This is a genomic window from Bacillus cereus group sp. MG16, from assembly GCF_040459875.1.
GTDB lineage: Bacteria > Bacillota > Bacilli > Bacillales > Bacillaceae_G > Bacillus_A > Bacillus_A paranthracis.
Genome location: NZ_JARVHE010000003.1, coordinates 17562 through 36169, shown reverse-complemented (window position 1 = coordinate 36169; position 18608 = coordinate 17562). Strand labels below are relative to the sequence as shown.

The following is an 18608-nucleotide window of genomic DNA, read 5'->3' as shown; positions in this document are numbered from 1 at the left end:
TCTTCTTTTTACTGCTGTTTATTCCAGAATTGAACGTATCTATGCAGGGCCTCAACGCTTTTTAATCCCAAAAACGCTTTGATTTCAATAGGCTTCATGCCATTCTGTAGCGCATTTAGTATAAAACGGTTCCGTAGCATAGTTGGTGTTATATGGATTTCAGCGCGTTTCGCTTCTTTTTGTAACATGCGTTGTACAGCAATCCGAGTTAAAGCGGCGGGGTGATCGTTTTCATAGTCCCAGCGGAACGTTTGCGGGCCGAAATCAAACGCCACAAAAAAGGGATCGCCCGTTTGTTGGCGCGGTCTTACAAGGTTAGGAATCTTGTTGTAATAAGATAAGGCAAGTGTTACATGCTCTCTTGAAAGGGTAATAGATCGTTTGTGGGCATGTAACCCTCCTGGGGTAATCGTATTTGTCCCAAAGTGTACATCATGCATAGAAAGTGTAAGTATGTCCTGGATGGATAGTCCGTAATCTAACATGAAATGAATCAATAAAAGGTTACGTTCTAGAATAAACTTTCTTCCTGACGCCTGGTAGTCGGTTAATCCATTATAACTACGCATGACGCGGAATAGCTTTTTTATCTCTTGATCCGATGCAAAGTGTTTAGAAGTTAGTCCAGGAGGGGAGACATCACTTTTTAAATCCTGGGCCGCGCCATGAAATTGTAAAAAGTTAATCAGAATGCCTCGTACACGCTTGATATTAGAAATTGACGCTCCACGTTCCTTTTTAAGAGCTTTTAAGTATCTTTCTAATACATTTGCATCAAAAGAATGAAAAAACGATTCTGGAGGTAATTTGACGTACTTCTGAATCCATGATGTGAAAAGGGTGAGATCGTAGCGGTATTGTTTAACGGTGGAAGATTTACGGCCATGTTTTAACAGATCAGCAAGGAAAACATCAACGGAAAGTTCCCAAGTCATGTTTATATACTCCTTTGTCCTAAAAATTGTGTACCGCAATTATATACGAGAACCATACAAACAGGCAATAGGGGATTCTAGCTCGATGTGTTTTCTTTGGGGCTTGTGGGATTCCAGGGCCAGGACATTGCGGGGATATGCGGGGATATGCGGAGACATGTGGGCGTGGCTAGACAGGGCGTAGGGTTGTGATATAGGTGGATATATAGATGTGTAGGAATGAGTGGAAGGCGAATGATGGGCCGATGTTGAAGGAGGACGATATGCGAGGAATGGGAATGGCCGCCGCCCCGCCTACGTAGTTTTATGAAAATCTGCCTGGCAACGGAATCTGATTCATAGCTGAATCAAGATACCCTTACCAGGAGAGCTTCAAGGTAAATCTAAGTTTCTAAATATTCCGCGGAACCTAGTTCTATCAATGAGTTTAAGATAAGAATAAGTTCAGAATAACCTAAGTATGTTGTCGCAACTAATTCTGTAGATTTATCTCATATTATTCTGAATTAATTCTGAGGTTATTTTCTTTACTGAAATGCTCATAATGAATAGAAATGATCGTTTGTTTTTAAAGTGCTGTACTATATATTCATGGTAAAAATCACGAATATTAGTATTTATACTGTCTACAGATATTCGGTGTTCCGTAGATTTGTATATTAAATGACAAGAAGAGTTCTATTTTGGTATTTAGTTTGATCTGGGGGTTTATGTTTAAAAATCTAGAAAAATATAGTTCCCAATATGGGATACTTTTTATAATAAATCTTGTTTTAAAAAAAATTAAAATGATTAAATACATTAGGATTTATTTTTGCTCAATAAACCTTACTCTCACAAGGGATTAGAAAATTCTTCTTATTTAATTACTGATTTAAGAGCAGGTTCAATTCGAGTATAAATTCATAGCGAATTTGTTGTGAAAAACACCCTTAATTTATAAAAGTTTAATAGATTGATATTATGTTTAATCTATTAAAATAAAGAATGGCATGACAAAAAGCCTTGTTAGGAATGGATTTTTTGAACAAGGCTATAAAACAATTATTTTTTTGTGAAAAATACGATTTAAGCGTTTGGATCAAGCATCTTTTTGAATAAATCGAACGGGATTGTACTCTTATTTGATTTTCTCAATCCTATATTTCTTATGTTTTCTTTCGCTTGTTGCTGTCTACGCTTCCTATTTGCAGTTAACTGTTTTGTATAGATTGTTACGAAATGTGCAGGCGTACTTTCTTGTGATTTGTTTATCTCAAAAAACTGTACACAATCCTCAAAAGTCTTTCTTGCTTCCCAATCTACGTCTGGCGGCATACGTAATGCGATTGTATAAGCATCTTTTTCAGTAATATTTGTATCTTTACTTATGATATACATATACAGTTTCTTTTGATCTTCGCTCATAAACTCATCCATTTCGCGGAAGCGTAGTTCTAACTTTTCACCCGAATCAGGGGCATTCATTGGCTGTTTTTCTTCTACTTCTTCATTTGTAGGAGCAACAGCATCCAATATATCTATTCCCTGGCATGTAGGCACAGTTGGTTTTTCGGCTTGTTCTGTAGATTTCTCCTGTTTTTTACTTAGTTTTTTAGATAGAAACTTTGTAAATGTAGAAAAAATATCAATGGAAAACGCCCATTTTTGCTTAAAATATTCAATGATTTTTAAATAATTGGTATTGAGGCTTAATATGTAAATAGATGGTGCAATCTTACCATGACGTCTTGTTTTGATTTGATGGCATACTTCAAGGTCCTCTAACCAATTCAGAATAAAGTTGATGATCGGCACAGAAATACCCGATTTTTCACTGATTTGATTTTGTCTCATTTGAGAGTAACCTTCTTGTACTAGGTAAGATAAAACAACTTCTAATGCCTTATAGCGGCGTGGTGTTTGTTCGAAGTATTCTTTAGTGGTTTTACCTTCATACTCGAACAGAATAATATCAATAGCTTTAATTACTTTTTTAACAGATTTATTGATAGCACCTGTAGGAACATGAACAAGGTTTGGACTTAATTCTCGTTTTGCTGTACTTAGTAAAAAGTTATTGAGTAGCATAAAAAAACCTCCTATTTTTCCACCACAAATAAACAGGAAAAACAGAGGTTTTATATTCACAATAGATATACGTTATGGTATAATTTTAGTATCAAGTTTGATACTAAAGAAAAACACATATACCTATAGTGTGAATTAAAGCCCCTATCTCTTGGAGTTTTTAATTGGATTCTAGTTTGGCGACCGGGAACCAATTAAAAACGATGCGGTGGGGTTTTATTTTTTTTTATTTATATCCAGCGTACTTTCTGGAAAATTAATGATACGAGTAAGTTATTTTTATTTTACAATTCTATTTGAATAATATCAACACTATAAGTTCATATTTGACTATAAAATATGAATTTAAATGTCTAAACATGTCTACATCTAAAATTTTTTTGAATATTCTGAAATAAGTTGAGAAAAACAGAGGTTCGCCCAATATGGTATAATTTTCTTACTTACATGTACGTTTCTGAATATTCTTAAAACAAGAAGAGGTGACAATATATGAAGAAGTTATCTAAGGAAATCGACAATTATTTATCATCTAAAAATAAGACATATACAGATTTAGCAAAAGAAATTGGAGTTGCCAAATCTACAGTTTCAAACTGGATTAATAAAGATAAAGAGTTATCTGTATATACTTTTTCTAAAATTACAAATGTGGTTTTTACAAACGATAAAGATAAACAAGAACAGAAAATTATAGAGTATTTAAAGACTTTAGATGATAGGTTAAATATTAATGTAAAAGTAGCGTTTGCACTGGCTCATTTAAACGATCATTCTACACTAATGGAACAGATTTATGAGATGTGTAAAGAAAACAATGATCTGGAAATGAAACGATTAGCAAATGTTTTTAATTTATATATTGAGCGTTTAAATGGAAAGAATGTTAGAGAAGTGTATTTAAATATTGAAAAGGCACGAGCTAAAAATAATAAGAAGAATTACGATATAGAAATTTTTTGTGACATACTTAGTATGTTGATTTTATGTGATTTGGGCGATTTTGGATTAATGGAAGGTTATAAAATTAGGATTGAGGATAATATTAGGTTTGTGACTAATGTTTACTTGAAACAATTATATGGATTTTGGGTAAAAGAACTTTGGAGTTATGCAGTATTAAGGAAAGATAAAAATTTAGAGTTTGAAAGAGAAAATAGAGAACTAAGAACATCTAAGGATTTGAACTTTTTCCCTGTTATGGAGGCTTTGTTGAATATTAGAAGTGGGGAAAATGTTATGTTTTCCGATTACAAAAAAGCTTTATATTTCTTCCAAGAAGCATTGTATGTATTAAATGGTGCGAAAAGTAGTTTGAAATACAACATTGCATTAAATGATATTAATTTCATTAGGATAGTTTGGTGGAAAGATTTAGACAAAATTGATTTTGAAAAACTTCATCTTGCAGAATATGCATTATACTTGATTAAATTAGGGAAATTCCAACAAGCAATATACATATTGGAGCAAATAAGGCTGAAAAATGGTGAACTAACACCACTTCAAACATGTTATATGGGTATGGCTAAAAAAGATGTACAGTTAATAAAAAAGTCTATTGATATGTTCAAAGCGAATAACGATTTTTTATATGTAAAATTTGCAGAAGGAATATACAATGAATATGCAGAAAGTATAATATAAGATTAAGGGGAGGAGAGAACCAAGTGAAAAAGTTATATGCATTGATGGTAGTTACTTTGCTGTTATTACCCATAGCAAATAGTTCACCAAGTAAAGTGGATACGAAACAATATTACGCTAAAGTTGAAAACTTAGAAAATCAAAAACAATTTTATAGAATGATGGTCGATCCAGGTGGTGGAGGCTGATTCTTAATTTAAAATTTAATTTATATTTTTCAAAAGACATCGTTTAAGCGGTGTCTTTTGTGATTTTATAAACAGTTTTACAAATTACTGGATAGGATTTTGTGAAACTATTGTATGTTTTTTCACAATATAATACTAAAAGCGGAGGGTTAGTTATGGGGACAAAAGGATTAGGTGTAAATGAGTTGATTGAAATTGTAAAAGAAATAGACTTACAAACTTTTAGTGAAATTATAGAATTATGCGCAAGCTATGAAAATGAAGAATAAGAGAGTCTCATTATTGAGGCTCTCTTATTCTTTTTGTTCAACTTCCATTTTTAATTTAGTCGCGTATTTCAATAATTCTCTCTCGATCTGGGGCTTATATTCATCTGGCACACTCATGTATTTTTCGTGAAGAAGTCGTGCTAAACGCTCAACAGGATCTTCACCTTTTACTGTTTTTAATATTTCGGCATCTGGAATTTCACTTTGTAACAGTGATGCAGTGTTTACTCCTAGATAGCTTGCGATTTCTTCTAATTTATTAAGGCGAGGCTTCTTTTCACCAGTTATCCAACTAGAAACGGTTCTGTAAGTTGTTCCTAAATCTTTCGCCATTTGTTTGCGATCTACACCTTTTATAGCTATTAATTTCTTTATGTTTTTCCCTAAAACATTCTCTGTAATTTCCATTTTATATCACTCCATTTTTAGACGTTTAACATAACAAGTAAAAAATTATCACTTAAAGTGATAAAAATATGAACTTTAAGTGTTGACTTTCGGCTTAAAGCCGAATACAATGTAATTAAGGGAAGGGAGGGTGAAAAAATGCTAGCGTCACATGAAAACAAAACCGTTGTACGAGAATACAGGGAATCCAAAGGTTTAAGTATTAAGGAAGTTTCCAAAGGCGCTAAAATTCCGATCGGCACATTATATGATGTTGAAATTGGAAGAAGGAGTCTGAAAGACAATAAAGCTAAAAAAATAGCTGATTTCCTTGAAGTTCCGATCGAGAAACTTTTCAGACCAACATATTATCGTGCAATACCCATCACAGAATGAATAAACCTCATATTATTGATTACATCTATCTAAGTGTATTGTAAATGAAATTCGGCTAAAAGACGAAATAATTATGACTAAAGTATATTGTTCTATATTTAGAAAGATAAAATTCTAAATATTCTGTCCTTTGAAAACTGAATAATCCTAAAGGAGCTGTAAAAAATGGTTTTGAAACGATCGTATCAAACACTACTACTCTTTACGAGTGTACTTTTATTCATTATGAGCTTCTTGATTCCACTGAATCAAGCCAGTGCGGAGGTAATCAATCGAGAAAGGTATCAGATGGATTGGGCCTATAGTCCGCAGTATGGGAAAGATGTTCGTACAGAGCTTCTAAAGAACGCTAGTGGTCAAATTGCGTATTGTCTGGTATACGGTTTAAAATCCCCAAATGGAGAGGATTTACCCGAAGCGGGCAAAACAGATGATGTATCCTATCGTGTCTTAATGAATGGGTACCCACAGAAAACACCAGAAAATTTAGGCGTTTCCAATTGGAAAGAAGCCCATTACGCAACCCAATTAGCTCTTTGGAATGCACTTGGTCAGATTTCTGTTGATGAATTACAGTTCAAAAATGCGGCTGTTCAAAAAGCGGCAAAGAACATCATTCATGCGGCAAATCAAAGCCAGGATACACAAGATGTTTGGATGAATGTCATTCCAACGGATAAACAAGAAGCCAAATTAAACGGTGAATATTTCGAAACAACAACATATAACGTTCAAACAAATGCGAAAAAAGGTACATTTCAAGTACAAATGAACAATGCGCCACAAGGCACACGTATTGTCACAGAACAAGGTGAAGTGAAAGAAACATTCCAACTAGGAGAAAAGTTCCGTATTCAAGTACCAAAATCCTCTAAGAGTAGTGAACTATCTCTAAAAGTCGTTTCAAATCTAACGAATGTTCATGCAATCGTATATAAAGGAACAAGTACGATTCAAGATGCAACTGTATTATTAGAGCGCAGTACAGAACAAGTAAGCACAGACTTACAAGTATTCTGGAAAGCAAATGGCGCCTTAAAAGTGATGAAAGTGGATGAAAGCAAAAAGCTACTACCAGGCGCAGTATTTGAAATCGCAAACAGCAATCAACAAGTTATGGGAACGATTACAGCTGACAAAAACGGTATCGCTGAAATGGGTAACTTAGAACTTGGCACATACACTGTAAAAGAAGTGAAAGCACCTGTTGGATATGTATTAGATGCTACACCAAAGCCTATTGAAGTAAAAACAGGAGAAATTGCTGTTGTTGAAATGAAAAATGTACAAATCAAAGGCAATATTGAAATTAAAAAAGTAAGTGATACAGGCAAGATTCTCCCAGGTGTTGAATTTACAGTATTTACGCCAGAAGGAAAGGAAATTACAAAAGTAACTACAAATCAAGAAGGGATTGCGAAAGTAAATTCTCTTCCGTTTGGAAAGTATTACTTCCAGGAAACGAAAGGATTAGAAGGTTACTTATTAAATCAAACAAAGTATCCATTTGAAGTAAAAGAGCATAATCAAACACTTACATTCGAAGTGAAAAACGATCAAGTAAAAGGAAATGTACAGCTTGTAAAAGTAGATGAAGATGGGAAAACAAAATTAGAAGGTGCAGTTTTTATCCTAGCTGATGAAAAAGGCAAGAAAATCAGTGAGCATAAGACAGACAAAAACGGGTTAATCAAAATTGATAATATCCCATTTGGAAAGTACCAATTCATTGAAAAAACATCACCAGCGGGCTATGTGCTGGTAAAAGACCCGATTCCGTTTAGCATCACTGAAAACGGAAAAACAATTGAGCTAGTTGCAAAGAATACAAAGATTAAAGGCTCAATTGAAATTACAAAAGTAGACATAGCCGATGGAAATAACAAGCTACCAGGCGCAGAGTTTACAATCTATAACGAGCAAGGCCAGGAAGTCGTGAAGGGAAAAACAAACGAACAAGGCATTGCAAAGTTTGAGAAACTTCCAGCAGGAAAGTACACATACAAAGAAACACTTGCACCACAAGGTTATGTGTTACATGAAGAAACATTCTCCTTTGAAATTAAAACAGATGGTGAAATTATTAAACACACCGTAAAAAACAAAAAGATTGAGGGTAGCATAGAAATTACAAAAGTAGATGTAGCCGATGGAAACAATAAGTTATCAGGTGCAGGGTTTACAATCTATAACGAGCAAGGCCAGGAAGTCGTGAAGGGAAAAACAAACGAACAAGGCATTGCAAAGTTTGAGAAATTACCAGCTGGTAAATACACATATAAAGAGACATTCGCACCAGAGGGATATTTAATCAATGAAGAAACATTCTCTTTTGAAATTAAAACAGATGGTGAGATTATCAAACATGTTGTAGCAGATCAGAAAAAAGAAGTTCCACCAACACCAGAAACGCCACAACCAGAGCAACCAGAGCAACCGGAACAACCACAGCCAGAACAACCAAAACCACAACCAGAGAAGCCACAAACACCACAGGTCATTGAAAAACCTGTACCAACACCAGAGAAACCACAAAACATTGTAAAACAACCACAACCGATGAAAGAACAACCTAAGAAAGTAGAAAGTCATTTACCAACAACAGGCGGCAAAGCTGAAAATCCATATTGGAAATGGATTGGTGTTACATTTGTCGTTCTTGGTAGCATCCTAGCTGTTTACGCATTTAGAAAACGTAAGAATCAAGAAGTGTAAAAAACTCTCAACTGATAAGGGAGGGCGGGATTAAATGTGCATATTTGATGTACATTATCAAATCAATGATAGGAAATATACGAAATCATATTTACTTGCATTGGTGGAAGATGGGTTTCAGTTGCGAAAAAATATCCAACATGTTCTATTCAATGAGCACCAACAAGAAATTACGATCCTTTCTACAGATTTAGAAGAATTAGATTTAGTAGCTTCATAATGAATGAAACCTCTTAGATGTACAGAATATTTCTATTTAGCGATATAGAGAGATAAAACAATACAGGAGGATTTCTTATGAAACCAATTAAGCATATGCGAAGTAAACGCGGTTTTTATATCGGGCGAGTTCCTCATACAACACATACACCTTCAACAAATAAGCGTACAGAAGAATGGGCGGGAAGAATGGGGAAAAACATGATTTTCTCTTCTCTCTTGGTCACGCTAGACCCTTACAAAAAAGCGCGCAAATCATAATATTCATGGGAGGACATTCTTTCACTGAATATCCTCCCCACTTAAAAGGAGGAAGTAAGATGGGAAAACAAGCGTATCAAAATCGTCAAGAATGCTGGGAAACGTTCTGGAAAGAACAAGTAATGGTAAATGGTGAATTAGATATTGAACAAGTGAAGCAAGAACTCTTCAACTATAAAACACTCTTAGATCAAATTAATCAACCTCAAAATGGAATCATGCAACCTCAAATCTTGATTCAGTTAGCCGCAGAAGAACGAACACAAAAGCATCGTGAAAAACTAGTAGCCCTTGCATAAGGCCATTTCAAGGATAGAAAGGAAGTGAAGAAGTGGCGCACAGCAAGCTCGACAAAGAAATTGAAAACTTCATAGAAAAGAACTGGAAAATGCTTTTAGGTATAGGAGCTGTCGCATTTGTCTGGTTTTCTAAAGAAAAAATCCTCACAGAATTGATGAAGCTGGTGCCAACTGTAGTCGGTGTGTTTCGCGGGATTGCCTTATTGATCTTGCTAGGAATTGTCATACGAATTGTTTTACATGGCATCTATTTGTATCTAGAAAAGAAGCGGTATCGATATGTATTATTCATCCCTCACATAGATGATGAAGTTACACCAGATAAGCTAGGGCAAATGATTCGGCATGTACATGGTTCGGGTCGAAAGCCTTTAGAACGCCTGTTAAAAGGGCGCGATTGGTACCGCATGACGATGTATCGTCCAGAGGGAGAAAATGAGCGTGTCCGCTTTTATGTAGGTGGTCCAGAGGATAAGATCAAACAGGTTGTGCAAGCGATACAAAGCGCCTATACCCACAGTGAAATTTATACCGTCCCAAAGGAAGAAATGCCATTTCCAACAAGGAAAGCGGTAGGAGGACGGATGGTATTAAAGAGAAAGCGGCTAGATGCCACGTTATCACTCGCACGCTATACACGTGATGTATTACCGATGTTAGGAAGTGCAATGGAAGAAAAGACTTGGGTTGATGTTGCTTTTACACCAGATAACGGGTATCAGCTGACAAAAGGGATTCGAAAAGCAGAAAAGGCCATTAGAAAGAAGAAAAAGCATGGGCTAGATGCCTTTGAAAAAGAAGAAATTCGCGCATTAAATAAACGGTTTGCCAAAAATGAAGTGGCGTTTCAAGTATCTGTTTCATTCGCAAGTGACTATTATCCTGGTGTACCTGTCATCAAGAACTTAGGGCATATGGTGGCAAGTATTATGGCCGATGTGAATGAGCTTAGATACAGAAGATTAAGACGCAGTATGCCAGCTGTACCACATCCCGTATACGGGAAAATGATCTGGACGGGATCAGAGCTATTAAACTTGTTCCATCTTCCGAATGTAACGGGTGATAAAAACAGCAAGACAGAGCGAAACATCTTGTATCTAGATAAAGGGGAAAACATGATACCAGATGATTTATTGGCCGAAGGCATTTCAATTGGTCACGTGATGCATCCCTATATCAAGGATCGATTAGTAAAAATTCGAGAAGACTTTTTCAAAAATCATGGCTACATTACGGGGAAAGTTGGGTCTGGTAAAAGTACCATTGCCATGAGATTGATGCAAAGTGTCATTGATAAATGGATAGAAAATCCGAATGAAGCGGGTGGATTGTCTCTATTTGATCCAACCGAAGATTTGGCATATGTAGCAATGAATCGACTCTTAAAAGCGGAAAAGGATGGGAAACAGGTTGATTGGAGCAAGGTTCACTTTATCCGTTTTCGAAACACAGATCATCCGCCAGCCTTGAATTTATTTCATCGTTTTCCAAATGAAGATATCCAAACAGTGGTTGAATCCATTATGGAAATGATTAAGTTAATGATTCAAGGGCAAGCACAACAAACAGAACGATTACTAAGGGCGATTATTGGGACGTTACTTTGTGATAAGAGTCAAATTCATACGATTTTAAGTATCCCATTATTCATAAGTGATGAACTGTTTCGAGCAAACGTAATAGCCAATTTACAAGGGCCAGAACAAAAATATTACTCTCATTTTTGGAAATATGAAGTAGGAAGCGCATTAGAAGACAGCACACAGGCAATTTTAAACCGATTAGATATCTTCCGTAATACGCTGTATTTAAAGCGTATGTACGGGCAAACAGGCTTTTCCTTAGAAATTCGGAAGTGGATGGATGAAGGCCACCTTATCTTTTATGATTTAGCGGGCATGGGAAAAGAAGATACATTACTAACAGTCGGTTACATTTGTAATCAATATCACCGTATCGCCCAACAGCGGCCGCATGGTTCAAAACTACATTTAGGCGTAATAGATGAAGCCCATGACGTGCCAGTACCCGTTCTTCCGAAAATCATCGCAAAGGATCGGAAGCATGGATTTGGATTATGGGTGATTACCCAGCAAGTTTCGGGACAGTTAGACAGAGAGCTAACAGACATGTTAACAGAGGCGGGCGGAAATTACTTTGTATGTAGGCAAGGTCATAATTCCGCAAAAACGTTAGAGGGCATTATGCAAAAGCAATTCCGTACAGAGTATTTGCAAAATCTCCCTAACTTAGTTGTAGCGATTCAAACACAAGATTATATCAGAGGTGAGGCAAAAAATGTGTGGTGTACGATACGTGTTCCACCATTAGACCGATACCTACCAAATGGAAAAGCGGCGAATTATAAAAACGAAAAAGAAATTCATGCATCAAATGAATGGACCAGAGCAAAGATTCATTCTTTAGAGCAACAAAATGGGAAAGCAGGATTAGAAATCGACAAGGAAATTGATGAGTTTCTATATGGAAAAGGCAAGTATCAACAAGCCGAAAAAGTCAATTTAACAAAAGAAGAACCTGTTGTGACATCGGGGCTAGATGAATTAGAAGAAAAAGCACCTTCCAATGAAGAAGTGAAAGAACCTGTTTCCGAAATAAAGCCAGTTGAACCCACACATCAAGCGCAAATTATCCCATTTCGAAAACAAGCTACCGAAGCGATAAAAGTGAAAGAAGAAAAACAAAAAGTGAAACAGCCAGAAACACAAACAAAAGAATCAGAAATAGAACTTCCAGAAGAAACGCCAATCATCGAACCATCAAAGGGTGAGGATGAAATGGAGGCAGTTATGAAAGGAGAAAAAAGCATTTTCGATATGTGGGAAAAGGAGTAGAGACTATGTGCAGTATGTTGTTATTGGAAGAAGACCAAAACTTACTCATGGATATACACAATCACATCTATGTTGATATGGAGTATATAACAGAAAAAGTATATCCGAACCATAAGAAAAAATCAGTATACTACCGTTTGAATCGTTTGGTACAAGAAAAATATTTAAAAAATGAATTACTTCCCATACCTGTTTCAAGAAACCAGGTTCGTAAATCTGGAAGACCGCAAAACGTATATACGCTTGCGGCAAAGGGAGTAGAAACAGTTTGTGGATTAAGAGGGAGTGTACATTGGAAAAGTAGTTGGTCCCAACGTTCAGCATCCTTTGTGTATCACAGTTTAATGTTAGCAAAGATTGAATGTGCCATGACATTAATATCGAAGAGAGAAGAAAGATTGGAACTAAAGGAATGGATTAACGAACCGCGGGCTACATTCCAATATGCAAAAGGAAAAAATCGCGTCATACGCCCAGACGGGGTTGCGGTAATTGGATTAAAAGAAGCGATTGATAAAAACATTGGTGTATTCATGGAAATGGAACGTTCTTACGGATCAAAAGAAGTATTAGAAAAAAAGATCATCCGTTATAACGATTTCATGACGCAAGAAGGAAAAAAGGCAGACTATCGGACACATGCTGGTATGGGATATGAAATACCAATATGGCGCCTGGTATTTGTTGCAGGTAGTGAAAGTAGAGAAAAAGAATTGATTCGCTACTTAAAAGGCGTAAGCAGTCCAGAAATTCCAGTTTATATCACACTGTTTCAAGATATATTGCAAGACCCATTCGGAAATATTTATCGGAATATTCAAAATACCAATGAGAAAGTGAGGTTCTAAGAATGTGTTTCGGTTTATTTTATCGATAAGCGCCAGTATTTTTCTGTTAGTTGTCTTTTCAGATTGGTTATTTGAAAGAGTACCAGGATCACGAGAAGCCTGGGAAGCGGTGAAAAGTAAAGTAGTGGAAATTTACTATACGCAAGGATGGGAAGGCGTGTTACTTCTCTTCCTGGTGGTAGTGGGAATATGGAAGATGGTCGATCACAAGGGGGGCTAAAAGGTGCCATATTCTAGTCTAATATCTTCATATGGCAATCCCATTTTGGTAGGTGTTGTTATCAGTATCGTCATGTTTGTGTTAATAGGGTATGCAATTTACACAAAAAAATGGGAGATGTTCATTTTCTGTTTCTTAGCATGGATGATTCTTTTCATAAAAGTAGTTTTCCCGAATGAAATGGTGGATATTGCATCTAAGTTGGCGGATCATCACCTTTGGATAGATAAGGAGTAAAAAAGATGAGGGGGAGATAGACAATGTTTACACATAAAAACACCTATGAAAGAGGAAATGTGGGAGAAGTTGAATCTCAATTTCTAGTGGAAATCTATGAGGGAATGGGTTGTGAGGAAGTACATGAGATTTGCTTGTCTCAAACAGATGTATATATGCAGAAGTTTTATCTGATGGAAAACGGAAAAATTATTGAAATAGAAATTGGATTAAATACAGATGAATTGGAATGGAAGTGTGATGGGGGAGAACTTACAAAAGAAAAAGCAATATTAGAAATCGAGCGTGAAATCAGCTGTTATGACATGTTCCAGCAAGCAAGGATAGACAAAGGGTGGATGTTTAAAGAAAAGGCAAACAATTTTCTTACAGTTTTAAGAGAAAAGGAGAGTGCATGATGGACGAATTGGAAGGTTTGGAGTTTGTGAGAGAATTTCGGGCTACAGATGGAGCGTCCTTTGAAGTGGGTAGGGATGAAGATAAACGGTATGTGGTTCATGCTAGATTCCCATATATCACAGGCAGTCAAACGAAACTCAACAATTTTATCAATTATGCACGAAATGAAATAAAAGATGAATCAACCGCGGTTGGTATGGCTTCATTTGCTTGTGATTGCTACGAACGCTCTTTACGCCAGTACCGAAATTGAAAGGGGGATGAATATGGTTCAAAAGGTGAAACAGTGGTTTGCCAAAACATTTGAAAGTAAACAGGGGAAGGCAAGGAAAGCGACAAAGATTCCATCCTATAAAGGCCGCTTAATTGGAAAATGGGCCTTTTGGCTCCTGTTTTGTTGGATGCTCATTGTATCCATCACAACCGTAGTAAAAGGAAAGGGAGATACAACAGCAAAGGCCAGCGCCACTCCAAAGGAAGTCACGCAAAAACAGAACCTTGCCTCGCGTCCAGAAGCGATTGAATTTGCGCGCGGGTTTGTAAAGGAATACTTTACGTGGCAAAGAGGGGATGAAGGCAAGAAGAAGCGTTCAGAGCGCTTACAGCTCTATATACCGAAAACACTTGATCCACAAGTTGGTTTGGATTTTGCAAGTATACAATGGGATTCCCATTTTCTATACGCAACTGTATTAAAAGTAGATGAGGTCACAGATAAAGAAGCAAACGTAATTTTTAAAGTGAGATACAAATTAAGCCGCATGAAAGCAGATAATAGCGGGCCAGAGGATAAGGAGGTGATCCAGCAAGTGTCGGTTCCTGTTCAATCAGATGGAAAGGCTTTTGTGATTAGTGGATTCCCTCAAATCGTCAAGGTGAATGAAAAAGCAGAAGTACCAGAAGGGAAAGAAGAGAAAGAACGAGAGGAAATTCATGAAATGACTGTAAAAGAAGACATTCGAGAATTTTTGCCAACCTTTTTTAAATCCTATACGACCGCAACACAAAAAGAACTCGCGTATGTTTTAGCCAATACAGATATTAAAGGGTTAGAAGGAGCCATGAAATTTGAAAATGTACTTTCCTCTAAGATTTATCCAGGAAAAACAAAAGGCACATATGAGGTACAAACAGAGGTATCTATGATTGATCCACATTCTGAATCAAAAATGAAAACAGGTTATACGTTGTTTGTAAAACAAGATGGAAAGCAATGGATCGTAACAGACTTAAAAACAAAATAGGAGAGGGGCATGTATATGTTCAATATAAATCATTTTGTGTTAGGAATCGGGTTAGAAGGATTTTTCGAAATGATGAAGACACAAGGAACATACGCGTTATATTGTGCGTTTATCATTGTTATCTTGATCGTAGCGGCAAAGCGTGCATGGGGAAAAGCGATTACGTTAATTGTTGGTGGCGGAATTGTTGTATTCTTCATTAACAAACCAGATGCATTAAAAACAATCGGAACGTGGTTAGGCGGATTGTTTGGCGTCTAAGTAAGGGATGGAAAGGGAGAGGGCTACATGAAAGAAAAAGAATCAAAATCTATCATTGTCTATTGTTTCGGAAGCTATATGAACTATATGCGAAGACAGTACGAAATTATGGGGTATCGTCTTCCGCGTGCGGTTACATGGAGGGCACTTGGTTATTTTGCGGCGGTAGAAGCGGGGCTTGTAGCCTTCCGCTTCCTTCCTCCCTTTAAATGGATATTTGGCGATATGATCGATCAAGTTTGGCTCATGTATTATGGTGTGATTCCTCTTTTCCTCGTATGGGGCGCGGATAAATATAAAACAGATGGAAAATCACTTTTCTCTTTTGTTCGATCCTGGGTTACATTTCGTTTACGTAAACATCAAAGTAGCCGATTAGTGACCTTGCCTAAACTAAAAAAACATGTGATTCGTGGTCATGTGTGTGTGCAATATGACGTTAAAGATATATCTATCGTACATTCATCTAGCGAAGAAGAAGAGAAAGACATACACGCTTATAACCTAACATTTTTACCCCAAAAGGAGGAAGTTGAATATGTTGAAAACGATGAACAGATCACCATTAAAGCACGTTGAAAAGAATTTAGCGTTTAGTACAGACGGAAAAGTATCCGCAGTATATGAAGTAGACGGATTCGAATACGATCATCAAGACGAAAGCACGAAAAAAGTATATTATCGCAATCAACTCGCTCTTTTTACCCATCAAGAATATGATATCCACTTACTTGTGATTCCTCGTACAACAAATTCAGATGAAATTCTGGATGAACATATTTCCACTTTAAAAGGGCCAATGGCCCCAACAGGACGCTTTCTTTTTAAAAAGGTAAAAGAATACTTACGAAATGCGGCCATTGCGAAAGAGAACATGGAATATCGCTTTTTCGTTTTAGTACAACTGAATATGGAACAGAAAGAAAGACAAATTCGTAACCCTGTCGTAGAAACATGGAAGTTTATGAAGAAGATAAGAGAAGGATTTGCAGAGACAGCCCAAAACATATCGGGTATGAATGTGACGGATATTTTAGAAGAGGAAATTGAAAATTATTTAGAAGTAGAAGACGTGTTATTTAGCCAGGTTAGAGGGGCCTTTCATAATACCAGACGTGCGAAACCGTCAACAACGCGCTTTTTATTCCATCATAATTTCAAACGTGGCATGAAAGAACTGAATCGGGATCAAAACTGGAAAGTAGGTTCTACAGTTACGTTGCAAAATGAAGAAGGAAAGGCGGTAAAAGTACGCCGCCCAGATTTACAAGAAATGATCCAATTAACGGATACGGTGATTGATGAAAGCCCAGGACGTTCTCTTATACTCGAAAGACAAAATGAAGAAGGGGAAATCGAAACCTCTCATGTTGCTTTTCTTGCGGTGAAAGATATGCCCGAAATATCGGCTTTTCCTGGTGGAGAGTGGATTTATCGCATTCAATCGCATTCGTTAAAGTTTCCTGTTGAAATGAGTATTCGAGCGTATCACTTGGAAAATCAAATGGTTACACAAAAGCTCTCAAATAGTGAACTGGAATTAAACGATCAACGCCAACAAGCAATGGTAGGCGGCCGCACAACAGATTTAACAATTGATCGCAAAGCAAGAGGCGTCAAAATTGTAAAAGATCGATTTGAAACAACGGGAGCACCTGGATATGAATTAAGTGTACTGTTTTGTGTATATGCAGAAGATGAGAAAACATTAAAATCACGCGTCAATACACTGATTACAGAATATCGCAAAATGAAAATTGAATTGGTCAATCCATATGGAGAACAATTAGCATACTTCTACGAGTTCTTACCAGGCTCGAAACGTTATAATACGGACTTTAAGTTATTTGTAGAGCCAGGTGTGCTTGCACAGGGCATGTTTGGGGCCACGACACAAATTGGCGACAATCAAGGGTTTTACATTGGAAAGACAAAGAAATTAAATCGTCCTGTTTTTGTTCGTCCAGACTTGGCGGCGAAAGCACTAGATAACATTGTGACAGCGTTTGAGAGTTTGTCGGTTATGTTTGCGGGGCAAACAGGGAAAGGAAAATCCTTCTTAATGAACTTACTCGCTTTCTGGATCGTGATGAGTGGCGGAAGGGCATTTATTATTGATCCTAAGGGCGATCGCACAAGGTGGCCCGAATTATTGCCAGGATTCAATGAGGAGACCTTGCAAGTATGGACACTTGGGAAGGATAAAAAGGATGCGGGCTGTTTAGACCCATTCCGAATAAGCGCAACAATAGAAGATGCGAAGAGTTTAGCACTTGAAATTTTGACGTTCCTATCCGATGTAGGTTTAGAGGATATCCGATATGACTATTTATATAAAGCGATTGAACGAGTGGCGGAAAAAGAAGATGCATGTTTAACTTTGGTTCGTAAAGAGCTAGTGGAAATGAAGAAAGAACCTAACTTATTGCCTACTGAATTAGAAAAGTTAAATGCTCTTACAAATCGTTTAGCGACTTTAGAAGGCATCCAGCTAGGAGATTTATTGTTTGGTAAACAAGGTCAAGATTACCGCGTATTAAGTCTAGAACGTCCATTACAGGTATTACAAATTCAACATTTACGCATTCCGAAATCAGAGGAAAAGAATGAAAGTGTTACAGATAAATTATCTCGTAGTATCTTAATTGCATTAGCGGCATTTGGTAAATCCTTAATGCATTCCGACCGTAGTATTTTCAAAGTATACCTACAAGATGAGGCATCAAGTATTTTGAAAAATAAAGAGGGTGCGGCGTCTTCTGACAAAATCATTCGAGAAGGACGTTATCACAATATCGGGTTGTATTTAGGAACACAAAACGCATCCGATTATCAATCTGAAAATAAAGAGGTTGCAAATGTGGGGATGAAATTCTGTTTTGCACTGAAATACGATAAGGAAGCGGAAGAAATGTTGCGTTACTATAACTTACCGGTCACAGAAGAAAATATCTTAATGTTACGCCAGCTTAGACGTGGCGAAGCCTTATTCCAGGATATTTTTGGGCGAACCGCGGTTGTAGAAATTGATCCTGTTTTCCAAGAATTAAAGACTGCATTTGATTCCTCTACGAAAACAGACGAAGAACGCGCACAACAATTGGCGTAATTCGTATTACAATACAGATAAGAGTATTCTAAATTATCTGTATATG

Annotated in this window: 20 protein-coding genes; 17 read left to right on the top strand and 3 right to left on the bottom strand. The window is 36.7% G+C overall.

Going from position 1 to position 18608, the window contains the following annotated elements; genetic code table 11:
- Nucleotides 1-8 precede the first annotated feature (8 nt).
- Both QCI73_RS29700 and QCI73_RS29695 read right to left on the bottom strand, forming a co-directional pair.
- A complete protein-coding gene (locus QCI73_RS29700; RefSeq protein WP_200730618.1) occupies nt 9-935 on the bottom strand; it encodes a tyrosine-type recombinase/integrase in 927 nt (308 codons plus the stop codon).
- 1068 nt (nt 936-2003) lie between these two features.
- Entirely contained in the window at nt 2004-3005 is a 1002-nt protein-coding gene (locus tag QCI73_RS29695; protein WP_088024364.1) for a Replicase RepFR55, read from the bottom strand.
- Between the two features lie 492 nt (nt 3006-3497).
- Here QCI73_RS29695 and QCI73_RS29690 point away from each other — a divergent pair, with 492 nt between their 5' ends.
- Nucleotides 3498-4652 (top strand): AimR family lysis-lysogeny pheromone receptor, encoded by a 1155-nt coding sequence (locus QCI73_RS29690; RefSeq protein ID WP_088024367.1) that lies wholly within the window; start codon nt 3498-3500, stop codon nt 4650-4652.
- 23 nt (nt 4653-4675) lie between these two features.
- Nucleotides 4676-4840, top strand: a complete 165-nt coding sequence (locus QCI73_RS29685; protein WP_200730619.1) for a hypothetical protein — start codon at nt 4676-4678, stop codon at nt 4838-4840.
- 293 nt (nt 4841-5133) lie between these two features.
- Here QCI73_RS29685 and QCI73_RS29680 read toward each other — a convergent pair whose 3' ends face one another.
- A complete protein-coding gene (locus tag QCI73_RS29680; RefSeq protein WP_023523901.1) occupies nt 5134-5517 on the bottom strand; it encodes a helix-turn-helix domain-containing protein in 384 nt (127 codons plus the stop codon).
- A 138-nt stretch (nt 5518-5655) separates the two neighbouring features.
- Here QCI73_RS29680 and QCI73_RS29675 point away from each other — a divergent pair, with 138 nt between their 5' ends.
- The 15 genes from QCI73_RS29675 (at nt 5656) to QCI73_RS29605 (ending at nt 18562) form a co-directional block, all read left to right on the top strand.
- Complete coding sequence (locus tag QCI73_RS29675) at nt 5656-5892, top strand: helix-turn-helix domain-containing protein (protein ID WP_000881199.1); 237 nt, start codon at nt 5656-5658, stop codon at nt 5890-5892.
- A gap of 165 nt (nt 5893-6057) precedes the next feature.
- Nucleotides 6058-8607, top strand: coding sequence for a SpaA isopeptide-forming pilin-related protein (locus QCI73_RS29670; RefSeq protein ID WP_200730620.1), 2550 nt, complete (start codon nt 6058-6060; stop codon nt 8605-8607).
- Nucleotides 8608-8641: 34 nt separating this feature from the next.
- Nucleotides 8642-8827 (top strand): hypothetical protein, encoded by a 186-nt coding sequence (locus QCI73_RS29665; protein ID WP_065211861.1) that lies wholly within the window; start codon nt 8642-8644, stop codon nt 8825-8827.
- Nucleotides 8828-8904: 77 nt separating this feature from the next.
- Nucleotides 8905-9087, top strand: a complete 183-nt coding sequence (locus QCI73_RS29660) for a hypothetical protein (protein ID WP_045351294.1) — start codon at nt 8905-8907, stop codon at nt 9085-9087.
- 59 nt (nt 9088-9146) lie between these two features.
- Nucleotides 9147-9386: a hypothetical protein gene (locus QCI73_RS29655; RefSeq protein ID WP_200730621.1), complete on the top strand. Its 240-nt coding sequence runs from the start codon at nt 9147-9149 to the stop codon at nt 9384-9386.
- A gap of 32 nt (nt 9387-9418) precedes the next feature.
- Nucleotides 9419-12244 (top strand): type IV secretory system conjugative DNA transfer family protein, encoded by a 2826-nt coding sequence (locus QCI73_RS29650; RefSeq protein ID WP_200730622.1) that lies wholly within the window; start codon nt 9419-9421, stop codon nt 12242-12244.
- A gap of 5 nt (nt 12245-12249) precedes the next feature.
- Nucleotides 12250-13092 carry a replication-relaxation family protein gene (locus QCI73_RS29645; protein WP_098023117.1) on the top strand — a complete coding sequence of 281 codons (843 nt, stop codon included), beginning with the start codon at nt 12250-12252 and terminating at the stop codon, nt 13090-13092.
- A 4-nt stretch (nt 13093-13096) separates the two neighbouring features.
- On the top strand, nt 13097-13312 hold the full coding sequence (locus tag QCI73_RS29640) for a hypothetical protein (protein ID WP_320691785.1): 216 nt from the start codon (nt 13097-13099) through the stop codon (nt 13310-13312).
- A 3-nt stretch (nt 13313-13315) separates the two neighbouring features.
- A complete protein-coding gene (locus QCI73_RS29635) occupies nt 13316-13549 on the top strand; it encodes a hypothetical protein (protein WP_353824158.1) in 234 nt (77 codons plus the stop codon).
- A gap of 23 nt (nt 13550-13572) precedes the next feature.
- Nucleotides 13573-13947: a hypothetical protein gene (locus tag QCI73_RS29630; RefSeq protein WP_200730623.1), complete on the top strand. Its 375-nt coding sequence runs from the start codon at nt 13573-13575 to the stop codon at nt 13945-13947.
- Nucleotides 13944-14201, top strand: a complete 258-nt coding sequence (locus QCI73_RS29625) for a hypothetical protein (protein ID WP_033703758.1) — start codon at nt 13944-13946, stop codon at nt 14199-14201. The genes QCI73_RS29630 and QCI73_RS29625 overlap by 4 nt, the downstream gene beginning before the upstream one ends.
- A 13-nt stretch (nt 14202-14214) precedes the next feature.
- Nucleotides 14215-15192, top strand: a complete 978-nt coding sequence (locus QCI73_RS29620) for a conjugal transfer protein (protein WP_200730624.1) — start codon at nt 14215-14217, stop codon at nt 15190-15192.
- A 9-nt stretch (nt 15193-15201) separates the two neighbouring features.
- Nucleotides 15202-15453: a TcpD family membrane protein gene (locus QCI73_RS29615; protein WP_000281809.1), complete on the top strand. Its 252-nt coding sequence runs from the start codon at nt 15202-15204 to the stop codon at nt 15451-15453.
- A gap of 27 nt (nt 15454-15480) precedes the next feature.
- Nucleotides 15481-16032, top strand: a complete 552-nt coding sequence (locus tag QCI73_RS29610) for a TcpE family conjugal transfer membrane protein (RefSeq protein ID WP_078385946.1) — start codon at nt 15481-15483, stop codon at nt 16030-16032.
- A complete protein-coding gene (locus QCI73_RS29605; protein ID WP_200730625.1) occupies nt 15992-18562 on the top strand; it encodes an ATP-binding protein in 2571 nt (856 codons plus the stop codon). Before QCI73_RS29610 ends, QCI73_RS29605 begins: the two co-directional genes overlap by 41 nt.
- Nucleotides 18563-18608: the final 46 nt, after the last annotated feature.

What these genes read in the sequence shown, in the direction of transcription:
- QCI73_RS29700 (WP_200730618.1), bottom strand. Translation starts at nt 935, where the DNA reads ATGACTTGGGAACTTTCCGTTGATGTTTTCCTTGCTGATCTGTTAAAA.
- QCI73_RS29695 (WP_088024364.1), bottom strand. Translation starts at nt 3,005, where the DNA reads ATGCTACTCAATAACTTTTTACTAAGTACAGCAAAACGAGAATTAAGT.
- QCI73_RS29690 (WP_088024367.1), top strand. Translation starts at nt 3,498, where the DNA reads ATGAAGAAGTTATCTAAGGAAATCGACAATTATTTATCATCTAAAAAT.
- QCI73_RS29680 (WP_023523901.1), bottom strand. Translation starts at nt 5,517, where the DNA reads ATGGAAATTACAGAGAATGTTTTAGGGAAAAACATAAAGAAATTAATA.
- QCI73_RS29675 (WP_000881199.1), top strand. Translation starts at nt 5,656, where the DNA reads ATGCTAGCGTCACATGAAAACAAAACCGTTGTACGAGAATACAGGGAA.
- QCI73_RS29670 (WP_200730620.1), top strand. Translation starts at nt 6,058, where the DNA reads ATGGTTTTGAAACGATCGTATCAAACACTACTACTCTTTACGAGTGTA.
- QCI73_RS29665 (WP_065211861.1), top strand. Translation starts at nt 8,642, where the DNA reads ATGTGCATATTTGATGTACATTATCAAATCAATGATAGGAAATATACG.
- QCI73_RS29660 (WP_045351294.1), top strand. Translation starts at nt 8,905, where the DNA reads ATGAAACCAATTAAGCATATGCGAAGTAAACGCGGTTTTTATATCGGG.
- QCI73_RS29655 (WP_200730621.1), top strand. Translation starts at nt 9,147, where the DNA reads ATGGGAAAACAAGCGTATCAAAATCGTCAAGAATGCTGGGAAACGTTC.
- QCI73_RS29645 (WP_098023117.1), top strand. Translation starts at nt 12,250, where the DNA reads ATGTGCAGTATGTTGTTATTGGAAGAAGACCAAAACTTACTCATGGAT.
- QCI73_RS29630 (WP_200730623.1), top strand. Translation starts at nt 13,573, where the DNA reads ATGTTTACACATAAAAACACCTATGAAAGAGGAAATGTGGGAGAAGTT.
- QCI73_RS29625 (WP_033703758.1), top strand. Translation starts at nt 13,944, where the DNA reads ATGATGGACGAATTGGAAGGTTTGGAGTTTGTGAGAGAATTTCGGGCT.
- QCI73_RS29620 (WP_200730624.1), top strand. Translation starts at nt 14,215, where the DNA reads ATGGTTCAAAAGGTGAAACAGTGGTTTGCCAAAACATTTGAAAGTAAA.
- QCI73_RS29615 (WP_000281809.1), top strand. Translation starts at nt 15,202, where the DNA reads ATGTATATGTTCAATATAAATCATTTTGTGTTAGGAATCGGGTTAGAA.
- QCI73_RS29610 (WP_078385946.1), top strand. Translation starts at nt 15,481, where the DNA reads ATGAAAGAAAAAGAATCAAAATCTATCATTGTCTATTGTTTCGGAAGC.
- QCI73_RS29605 (WP_200730625.1), top strand. Translation starts at nt 15,992, where the DNA reads ATGTTGAAAACGATGAACAGATCACCATTAAAGCACGTTGAAAAGAAT.